Below are 7,396 nucleotides of genomic sequence, written 5' to 3' on the forward strand. Positions count from 1 at the left end.
GCTATGACCGGCGCCCCTCGTCCCTATCCATCTGAAGAGGAGATCGAGAAATCCGAACAGTCGAGCAGCGCGGCAACTCTCACGCCACAGCATCCGGCACCGCCCCGAATGGCCGGCGCCAGTGGTGGAGTCGCGGACAAGCTGGGCAATAAATACGAGCTGGCCTGGGCCATCCGTCACGCTCTGCTCTGCATCCAGGACGAGCGCCGCAGTCTCACGCTCGAAGAGATCGACCCTGAGCTGGCTGACGGCTCGGAGTTCACTTACGTCAATGAGCACGGCGACATCGCGGTGACCCAGGTGAAGCGCCAGAACAACATCACTGATCACTGGACGATCGCAGCCCTCAGAGGTCGCGGAGTCTTGGCGGCAGCTGCTCGTCACGTTGCTGCTGGGCGTGCGTTCCATTTCAGTTCGATGACTCCGAGCGGGGCACTTCGGGTCATGGCTGAGCGGTCACGGCAATCGGCGGATGCACAGCAGTTCGTCAAGCATCAGCTCACACAGGAGTTGGGAGAAACCTTCGATGAGCTGACCGCGGCGGATGTCTTCGGAAGTTCTGAGGGGGCCTGGCAGACCCTGCGCGGTATGTGGATCGAGATCGAGGTCGAAGAGCAGCTAGTCATGACCAACGCCATGCTCGCTGATGTGAGCTTGGAGGGTGCCGCGGGCGACGTCATTGCGACAGCAATTGGCGCCGTCCTACTCGACAATCTCCGAAGGCGTCTGACTCGACGTGAGCTGCTCGCCAGTCTCGCCCGTAAGGGCATCACGGCGCGCGACTCGATGGCACAACGCACCTCCCACGAGCAGGTCGTAGCGACGACCCAGAGTTGGCGAGGCACGATCGAGCGCGAGCTACTCACGCCGCCGATCAATAGGACTGAGGCTGCAGACCTCGTCGAACTGATGAGAAGTACCCGTCTCGCACTCGTTGTCGGGGCTGGCGGTGGTGGGAAGAGCTCTGTGCTTTACCAGGCTGCGCGCGAGTTCGAGACGCAGGACGCCGAGGTTTTGGCGTTCCGGCTTGACCGCCGTGGCGCCTTCGGTTCGACCGTCGAACTGGGCATTCAGCTGGGCCTCTCGACCTCGCCGGTTGCGGCGCTGCGACAGGCGGCAGACGGCCGCGACGCCTTCCTGATCATCGACCAACTCGACGCCGTGTCGCTAGCGTCCGGTCGCCTCTCGGAGCGCTACGACGTCATTGCCGATCTCATTCAAGAAGCAACAGCGGTTGACGGGGTGCGCGTCATCTTGGCCTGCCGACTATTCGACGTCGAGAACGACCACCGCATCCGCAAACTCGATGCGCGGAACGATGTCGAGCGCCTGACCGTTGAGCCGCTACCTGACGAAGCAGCGGCGGACGCTGTCTCAGCCATGGGTCTCGATCCCGACTTGCTCACTGCTACGCAACGTGCACTCCTCAGGTCACCGCTCAACCTCGTCCTGCTCGAGACGATCGCCGACCGGCCAGGTGCCCTGAACTTCACCTCCCGAGGATCGCTCTTCGAAGCATTCTGGCAGCGCAAAGAACAGACCTCCGAGGAGCGACGACCTGGAACGTTGTTCAACGACGTGCTGGCCCGGATCGCCAACACCGCGAGCGACAACCAGACGTTGTCCGTCCCCGTCGAGATCCTCGGTCCTGGCGACTTCATCAAACACGCGCGGGTTCTCGCCTCCGAACAGGTCATCGCGATCGAAGACGACCGGGTCTCCTTCTTTCACGAGACGTTCTTCGACTTCACATTCGCCCGTCAGTGGCTGTCACGACAGCAGTCGATGGTCGAATTCCTTTGCGCCCAGGAGCAAGAACTGTTCCGACGCGCGCAGGTGCGGCAGATCCTCGAGCTTCTGCGTGAGCGAGATCCCGATCGGTTCCGGACGGAGGTCGAGGCTGTCCTGAGCAGCGCAGATGTTCGCTTCCACATTAAGGAGACGGTGGTCGCCGTCTTCGCGAACGTCAGTGCTCCGACGCTCGAGGATGTCGAACTTGTGCTGCGCCTTGCCGACAGGGAATCCACGCTCACGAAACGGCTTTTGTTGCAGCTCGCACGCCCTACGTGGTTCGGCCCGTTCTACGCCCAGGGCCACATCGAAAGGTGGCTCGACAGTGACGACGCCGCACTGCGCGACAGGAGCGTCAACTGGATGGGCAACGCCGGCGCCGAGTATGGCGCCGAGGTGGCTGACCTCTTGAAGGCGCGGAACCAGTCACCCGACTATGTGACGTGGCTCCGTCGGGTGACGCAGCGCGCCGACCTGCACCACCACCGGCAGCTGTTCGAGTTGTTGCTAGACGCAGTCCGTGCCGGCGAGATCAACCCAGCCGATCAGAACGTCTGGCTCGCGGCACACGAGCTTGCGGAACACCAGCCACTCTGGGCAATCGAGATGCTCAAGGCCTGCTTTGTTGAGAGTCCATCTGCTCTGGTGCTCGGTGCCGACGGCAAGGTAGCCCTCCTTGGCATTCATGAGTACGGCGCTACTCAGATGATCGAGGCGGCATGCAAAGCAGAGCCGCAAGCGTTCGCCGAGGCGTTCGTGCCGCATCTACTCGCAGTCATGAACGCCACGCACTACGACCGCCACGAGCAAGACCTTCTTCGCGACCGGCACTTCAGCCTGAGACTTCGTACGGAGCCGGGGTATGGCGACGTCGATGCCGCGTTGTACAACGGCGGGGCGGACGCGCTCGGAGAGTGGGCGCAGACCTCGCCGGAAACCATCGAGTCGGTGCTGCAGCTCCTGGCCGCGAACGAGCACGACGCGGCGCAGTCGTTGTTGTATCGCGCTCTGATTGCTGGGGGACTGACCTTTGCCCCGTGGGCAGCTGAGCTGATTCTCCAAGGCGGCAACCGCCTGGAAGCAAGCTACCTATCCGATTCGCACTGGCTCTCACGCGAGGTCGTTGAGGCCATAGCGCCGATTGTCAGCGATGAGGTCCACCTGCAGCTCGAAGAGCATCTCCGAGACCTTCCCGCGACATACCAATCTTCCGACCTCCACCACAGGCTTCGGTCGTTCGGCTACACCGCCTTTAAGTTCCTATCAGCGCTCGACCGCGGGCGGTTATCACCGCTGGGACTTCGACGGCTACAGGAGTACCAGCGCAAGTTCGACCGCGATTTGCCCGAGCCACCGACCGGCATCATCACCTACACGGTCGGGTCGCCGATTGGTGGCCCAGTCACAGGCAAGATGAGCAACGCGCAGTGGCTGCAGGCCATGGCAAAGCACGACAACGACGACCGCGACTTCGGCAGCGAGGTAGGCGGTGCTCGCGAGTTGGCGCAGCAGCTGAAGGCGCGCACGGCTGAGGATCCACTTCGATTCGCTGGATTGGCCATGCAGTTGACGCCCGAGATCAACGCGGCCTATCCCGCTGCGATCCTGTGGGGCTTCGGAGAAGCATCTATTCCAGAGGAAGGGCAGCACGCTGTCTTCGCCGCGATCCGTCACGTCATGAGCCTCGGCCTCGATAACTGTGACCGCTGGCTTGGCTGGGCGGTCCGTCGCGTCTATGACGAGGCACCTTTGGACATCGTTGAGATGGTCCTCGACCGGGCGCTGCACGCTCCTGACCCTGTCGACAACTCGCCCGTCTTCGTACGCCGAGACGACCACCAACCCGGACGTGACATGTTCCAGAACGGATACAACACCTCGCGAGGAAGCTTGGCTGAGTCGCTCGGCGACCTCCTGGTCCACGACCCTGATGGCACGCGCACGGAACTCGTGGCCCCGCACCTCGCCGAGCTGGCGAGCGATCCAGTACTGAGTGTCCGCGCCTGTGTCGCCCACACCATCGCTGCCTGCCTGCGGCATGCACGGCCAACGGCCTACACAGCCTTCGAACGCCTCATCGACGCCGACGATCTCCTACTTGCCTCGGACAAGTTGGACGACCTGATGATCTATATCGGCAACGCCGATCCAGAAATGGTCGATCCGGTCATCGATCGCATGCTCAGCTCGACAGATGCCGAGGTTCGGAGGGCAGGGGGTCGCATGGCGGCATTCGCCGCGCTGCAATGGGGGCGTCCAGCGCTAATGGAGCGAGCCCTGGCCAGCGATGTGGAAATTCGAGGCGGCCTGGCTGAGGTCTGCGCCGCGAGGGTTGATCGATCCGCCGATTCAGAACTCGTGCTGTCCACTCTGCGCCGCCTGATGCATGACGAGGACGATGAGGTTCGGAAAAAGGTTGGCACCCTGGCCGGTCACCTGCGTGGAGACGACCTGCGCCCTTACGCCGAGTTCCTGGCTGACTTGATCGCGTCACCAAGCTACGTACACGCGACCCCGCAACTGCTCATCACGCTGCAGGAAGCGCCGGACAAGGTCGACGATCTCGTCGACCTCGCTGCACACCACTTTCTGAACATCCATGGCGAAGACGTGGCCGACATCAGGACTAGTGCTGCCGGGCATGCTCATTACATCTCGGATCTGGTGGTCCGTGGGTTGGCGCAGACTCGCGACCGAGGGCGCATCACGGCGCTACTCGATATCCTTGATCGCCTGCTCGAACTCGGTGTCTACGGAGTCGATCGAGCAATTGATGGAGCCGTGCGCAACTAGCTAGGAACTGGTGCTGACAAGGCGTCCCTCCGGCACACATTTCTCGGGAGTTGAGCACTCCGGGGTGGAAGAGCCCGCTGGTGCGGGATGATGACAACACGCTCGTCATCGGGCCGACGATGCCAACGGCGCAGTCAGGTACTTCACTGAGAAGGCTCTCCGGGGTTGGCGCAGAGCTAGCGGACGGCGGTGGCAACCGGCTTAAGCTGTCCGTGGCCACGGACAAAGGCGCGAACGCGGGCCGCAATGTGACCTCGCTGGTCGCCGGCATGGTCGCTGGCGCCGACAGTATCGACGACATGGCACTGCTGCACCACGGGGCGATGGGAAAGGCGTTCCACCGCGAGTATGCGCCCGAATCCGCCACCGCACGCCGAAAACAACTTTCTATCAAGGCGAGTCGGTAGATCGGGGATTAGTCCGGCGTATGTGACCAGGTTCGGATCATCGAAGGCAGCCGTAGGCACGGGGCGGGTCTGCGAGAGCTGCATCTACGGGGCGGCCTTCGGGTTGATGTGGAAAACGAATCGATCGAGTTCTCTCAATCAGTGGACGGCGCCAAGGCCTGCTGGGGCCACTGTGTCACGCGCTCGACGAGTTGCGGTCCACGTGCGACTTCACTAGAGAGCTCAATTCCGTACGGCTGCAACGACGGTGTGTCGTTGCTGGGAGTAGATCACTACGTCCACGGTCTTCCCCGCTGAATGTTTGGCGGTCTAGACCGTATGGAGTGACGCACGACTTGTGACGAGTTCACTCCCGCTGGTTGGCGTCCCTCGGTTGGTGAGGATGTGCCGGCGCAGGGTCGATGTCAACGTCGTTCATGCTCGCTGCGCTGCGCGTGCTGCATGTTGACATCGCCGGGGTGCGCCGGCGGGTCGGCGGTGATCGAGGGACGCCCGCCGTTGGAACCGCTCTTGCGGGCCGGGGCCCCACTCACAAGATTCCTGGGTTACCGAGCAGACGAACCTGCCTGTTCGGCCTATCCGACAATTGTGGGAGGCCCCGGTGTTTATCGAGCGTACGAGCGTAGGACTGGACGTGCACGCACGTTCGGTCGCGGCGGCAGCAATCGACAGCGTCACGGGCGAGGTGTTCGCGGCCCGCCTGACTCCGTCCTACGACCACATCCGATCCTGGATTTCTGGGTTGCCGCGACCGGCAGCGGCGGTCTACGAGGCAGGACCGACCGGGTTCGGGCTGTATCGGGCGTTGACAGAGTCAGGGATTCGGTGCGAGGTCGCCGCCCCGTCGAAGCTGCAGAAACCGTCCGGGGACCGGGTCAAGACCGATGCCCGCGACGCCCTGCATCTGGCCCGGTTGCTGCGCCTCGACGAGATCTGCGCGGTGTCGATCCCGACTGCGGATCAGGAGGCTGCTCGGGACCTGGTGCGGGCCCGTGAAGACTGCCGCGGTGATCTCATGCGAGCACGACATCGACTGTCGAAACTGCTACTGCGGCATGGCATCGTCTACTACGGCGGCGCTGCCTGGACCGGAGCTCACGATCGGTGGCTGCGCACCGAAGCGGCACCACAATTGACGTCGGCGCCGACGCGGATGGCGTTCGACGCCGATTACGACCACGTCCTGACCATGCAGGCCAGGCGTGGGCGCCTCGACACGGCGATCGAGGAGATGGCTGGGGACAGTGAGTTCACTCCGATCGTCCGGAGGATGTGCTGCCTGCGCGGAGTGAGCACCTTGACGAGCTTCGCGCTGGCGGTCGAGATCGGTGACTGGAATCGGTTTACCGGCAACACAATCGGCTCGTTCGTCGGGCTGGTGCCGTCGGAGTACTCGTCGGGTTTGTCACGGGTGCAGGGTGCGATCACCAAGACCGGGAACACCCATGCCCGGCGGCTGCTGGTCGAGGCGGCGTGGCATCACCGGCCGCGGTATCACGTCGGCGCGGTCATGCGTTCGCGGTGGGACCAGGCGCCGGCGGCGGCCCGGGCACGCGGTGACGAGGACAACCGTCGCCTGCACCACCGGTGGGTGGGTTTCCTCGAACGCCGCAAGCGCTCGACGGTGGCGAACGTGGCGATCGCGCGGGAGCTGGCCGGTTGGTGCTGGTCCCTGGCGGTCATGGACGACTGACCGACCGCCCTGATCTGCTCCCTCCCCGAGGCAGTGGTGGCAGCGCGTGGATCGACCCGCGACACACCTATGAGCAGACCACCGAGGTCGACGCTCGGCTCTAGACAAGCGGATGCGATCCAGCCGAAATCCCGTCCTGCGGTAACCAACCCGCGCATATGCCCCCGAGCACTGCGTGCAGGGAGGGACCCCCGTCTGACCGCGCGTCGCTCATCGAGACGCTCACCACACAGACTCGCCGAGGAAGCAACGAGGCGCCGTCGGGGTCGCTCCCCGGCGGCGCCTCACCATGCCCTCTTGACAAACTTCTCTACATATCAGGTGATACAAGAAGTGACTACGATTCGTCGGTTACAAGCCGGTAGATCACGTAGCCGACGAACCATGCCGTCAGCAGTATGCAGAGGACTAGAAGGATTTCGATCGCGTGCACCAGCATTCTGGGCTGCCTCCTCATGATTGGTTTAACTCACTCGCACTGTGGACCGACGTGCATGTCTCCAACATTGGCACCGTCGTCTATTTCAAACCGAACCTGTCGGGGTGGTCGGGGATCGTGTCCTGAGCTGGGTGATCAGTACTTACGCTCCATGGGCTCGTAGCGGGTCTGGACCACCGGCTTGTAGTCGAGACGGATGTCGGAGAGCAGACCGTCGCCCACCTTGTAGGCCATGGTGTGCTGCATGTACTCGGCGTCGTTGCGATCCGGGTA

Annotated in this window: 4 protein-coding genes and 1 pseudogene; 3 read left to right on the forward strand and 2 right to left on the reverse strand. The window is 63.2% G+C overall.

Going from position 1 to position 7,396, the window contains the following annotated elements:
- Positions 1 to 3: 3 nt before the first annotated feature.
- Positions 4 to 4,584, forward strand: a complete 4,581-nt coding sequence (locus DEU38_RS23415; protein WP_220181959.1) for a hypothetical protein — start codon at positions 4 to 6, stop codon at positions 4,582 to 4,584.
- Positions 4,585 to 4,703: 119 nt separating this feature from the next.
- Positions 4,704 to 4,946, forward strand: a pseudogene (locus DEU38_RS29900) (hypothetical protein); the annotation flags it as partial.
- Positions 4,947 to 5,395: 449 nt separating this feature from the next.
- On the opposite strand, the gene DEU38_RS29470 reads toward DEU38_RS29900, so the two are convergent.
- Positions 5,396 to 5,524: a hypothetical protein gene (locus tag DEU38_RS29470; protein WP_258558124.1), complete on the reverse strand. Its 129-nt coding sequence runs from the start codon at positions 5,522 to 5,524 to the stop codon at positions 5,396 to 5,398.
- A gap of 68 nt (positions 5,525 to 5,592) precedes the next feature.
- On the opposite strand from DEU38_RS29470, the gene DEU38_RS23425 reads away from it, so the two are divergent.
- On the forward strand, positions 5,593 to 6,684 hold the full coding sequence (locus DEU38_RS23425; RefSeq protein WP_114723778.1) for an IS110 family transposase: 1,092 nt from the start codon (positions 5,593 to 5,595) through the stop codon (positions 6,682 to 6,684).
- A 574-nt stretch (positions 6,685 to 7,258) separates the two neighbouring features.
- Here the strand turns inward: DEU38_RS23425 and DEU38_RS23430 are convergent.
- The coding region (locus tag DEU38_RS23430; protein WP_147283580.1) for a hypothetical protein at positions 7,259 to 7,396 on the reverse strand (138 nt) is incomplete at its 5' end.

The organism is Rhodococcus sp. AG1013 (assembly GCF_003350365.1).
In the GTDB taxonomy this organism is placed as follows: domain Bacteria; phylum Actinomycetota; class Actinomycetes; order Mycobacteriales; family Mycobacteriaceae; genus Prescottella.